4 protein-coding genes are annotated in these 2,419 nt (G+C 71.5%); all 4 read right to left on the reverse strand.

What is annotated here, in order from left to right:
- Positions 1–144: 144 nt before the first annotated feature.
- The gene (locus tag VR44_RS38775; RefSeq protein ID WP_045952387.1) at positions 145–336 is read right to left on the reverse strand and encodes a hypothetical protein; all 192 of its coding nucleotides are present in this window, start codon (positions 334–336) and stop codon (positions 145–147) included.
- Positions 337–430: 94 nt separating this feature from the next.
- On the reverse strand, positions 431–1,279 hold the full coding sequence (locus VR44_RS38780; RefSeq protein ID WP_045952388.1) for a DUF5753 domain-containing protein: 849 nt from the start codon (positions 1,277–1,279) through the stop codon (positions 431–433).
- A 36-nt stretch (positions 1,280–1,315) separates the two neighbouring features.
- Positions 1,316–1,867, reverse strand: coding sequence for a DUF6879 family protein (locus tag VR44_RS38785; protein WP_094192202.1), 552 nt, complete (start codon positions 1,865–1,867; stop codon positions 1,316–1,318).
- The gene (locus tag VR44_RS38790) at positions 1,824–2,102 is read right to left on the reverse strand and encodes a hypothetical protein (RefSeq protein WP_045952390.1); all 279 of its coding nucleotides are present in this window, start codon (positions 2,100–2,102) and stop codon (positions 1,824–1,826) included. The genes VR44_RS38785 and VR44_RS38790 overlap by 44 nt, the downstream gene beginning before the upstream one ends.
- Positions 2,103–2,419: the final 317 nt, after the last annotated feature.

Consider the following 2,419-nt stretch of genomic DNA (forward strand, 5'->3'; position numbering starts at 1 on the left):
GGTGGAGGTCCGCCGGCTGTAGCCCGGTCTCGCCGGTCCAGACGAGCACGGCCTTGGCCAGGCGCTCGTGGGTGCTTCGGTCGAGGGGGAGTTCACCTTCGAGGAGCCCTTCGGGGTCGTGCAGGGCCAGGTGTCTGCTGCTCATCAAAGCCTCGCTGGGGCGGTCGCGGGGTGTGCGGCGGGGGCGGGCAGGGCCTGGCTGCCGTCATGCTCTTGGTTCTCGCGCTGCTGGGCGAGGAAGCGGGCGTAGCCGCGGTCGGCGCGGGCGAGCAGCGCAGGGGACGGAACGCCGTACCGGGGCTTGGGAGCGGTGGTGCTGGTCGTGCGTGCGCGCATGAGGCACCGCCTTTCCGCTGGTGACCCGTCGGTGCTTCGACGCTACGGACGGCGCAGGCCGGGCCTCAAGAAGGTTGCGGATAGTTGCGCGGATTCACCCCACGGCGTCGGCGGCGGCCCGGATGAGGGTGCGGGCGGCGTCGCCGTGGACGGCCATCTGCGCCAGGCCCTTGAAGGCTTTGGCGTAGTCGGCCAGTTCGCGGGGCTGGCGGACGTTGATGCCGGCGGTGAGGGTTTCCACCACGGTGTGCCGGTCGTCGTAGAGGTAGAACGCCTCCAGCGGCCACACCGTGCGCGGGACGCCGAGCGGGATGATGCCCAGGGAGACCGACGGCAGCGGCATCACGGTGAGCAGGTGCTGGAGCTGGCCGGCCATCGTGGCGGGGGTGCCGATCCGGGTGCGCAGCACCCACTCCTCGATGAGGACGACGAAGCGGTGGTCGCCCTCGTAGAGGAAGCGGGAGCGGGCAAGCCGTGCGGCGACGGCCTCGGGGATGTCGTCGGGGGTGCCCTGGAAGTCGGTGATGGAGCGCATCAGGGCTTCGGCGTAGTCGGCGGTCTGGAAGAAGCCGGGGATGACGTTGGAGACGTACGCGCGGCAGGTGCGGGCGGCGGCGTTGCGGGCGAGGACGTCTTCCTGGGCGCGGCGCATGCCGGCGCGGTGCTGGCGGCGCCACTCCAGGTACATCGAGTCCACCGCGCGGGCGGTGGCCACCAGGTCCGCCGCCTGGTCCTCGGCGTTGCAGGCGGTGCACCAGGTGCGGATGTCGGCGTCGGAGGGCGCGGCCTTGGCGCCGAGGATGCGGGAGGTCTTGGCCTTGTCCCAGCCGCAGCGGCGGGACAGCTCACGCCCGTTGATCCCGGCGTCCCGCATGAGGTGGCCCAGGCGCACCGCGAGAGCTTCGCGGGCGGCCTGGGCACTGGACGACGGGGAGACGGGCATAAGGCGCGGGAAGTCCTGTGGTGGGGGTGGTCGGGGTTAGGGGGTGTACTTGGCGTGGGGGACGGCGCGCTCCCACACCTTCTCGAACGCAGTGCGGCACAGGGCGGCCGCGGCCGCGGCCGGGTCGGTGGTGCGTTCGCGGCCGTCCTTGGCCCAGTCGCCGGTGCCGGTGAAGTGGTGGAACTGCACCACCGTGTCGTCCAGGAGCCAGAAGTCGTTCCCGGGCAGCGCGATGGTGCTCGCCTCGCGGCGGGGCAGCCAGCGGACCTCCTCGCCGGCCTCAAGGTTGAGCGGGGTGATGGCGTGCTCGTAGCGGATGTAGTCGGTGACCGGCTCGGAGACGATCCGGGCGCGGCGCATCACCACCCCGCGGCCCACCGCCTCCTGGACCAGGGGCATCCACTGCGGCCAGAACGAGCGGGTCGGGTCCAGGTTCGGGATACCGGTGCGCAGGAAGGTGGAGAAGTCGTCGGCTTCGTCGCCGACGGCGTAGCTGTCGCGCATCTCCAGATGTACGGCCGTGCGCTCGGTGGCGGCCAGGAGCTCAGCGAACGTCGCGTCGTGCAGCGCTTGCGCGTTCAGCGGCATCGCACGCCTCCCTCAGGATCGGCACCATCCGGGCCGGGATGCGGATCACCCGCTCGTGCGCGGGGATGCCCGCCTTGTGGCCGGCCACCCACTCCGTAGCGCCGACCAGAGCCGCGAGGAGCTCGTCGGCCTCCTCGCCCTGCAGGACGAGATCTGCGGACTCCTCCTCGACCCACACCGTCGGCGATCCCTCACCTCCGGTATTCGGGTCCATCCCGACGAACCGTAACTCCATGGCGGTCTCCCCTGTCGAGCTGGTTGCGAATGGTTGCGCGCGGCCCGCTGCGCGCAGCAGCATGCCGGGTTCCGTCTCATGGGAGGAGGCCTGTCCGAGCGGACTGGCACCTCCTGGCGCCTTTCGACGCCGCGTTCCAGGGCTGCCGGGTGGCCCTCTGGCTTAACCGTGCTCCGCCCGATCGCCCCCGCCCGGGCGGGAGCGTGGGACCGGGTGGGTTGGCCGACGGAGTGGTGAGATCAGATCTGCGGGTGGGTACGCCAAGCGCGCGAAAGGGCTTCAAGATCGCTTTGGCGTTCGGCGAGGAGGTCCTGGGG

Origin of the sequence: Streptomyces katrae, assembly GCF_000966975.1 — a bacterium.
In the GTDB taxonomy this organism is placed as follows: Bacteria; Actinomycetota; Actinomycetes; order Streptomycetales; family Streptomycetaceae; genus Streptomyces; species Streptomyces katrae.

Coding starts and splice junctions, on each gene's coding strand:
- VR44_RS38775 (WP_045952387.1), bottom strand. CDS start 336: ATGCGCGCACGCACGACCAGCACCACCGCTCCCAAGCCCCGGTACGGC.
- VR44_RS38780 (WP_045952388.1), bottom strand. CDS start 1,279: ATGCCCGTCTCCCCGTCGTCCAGTGCCCAGGCCGCCCGCGAAGCTCTC.
- VR44_RS38785 (WP_094192202.1), bottom strand. CDS start 1,867: ATGCCGCTGAACGCGCAAGCGCTGCACGACGCGACGTTCGCTGAGCTC.
- VR44_RS38790 (WP_045952390.1), bottom strand. CDS start 2,102: ATGGAGTTACGGTTCGTCGGGATGGACCCGAATACCGGAGGTGAGGGA.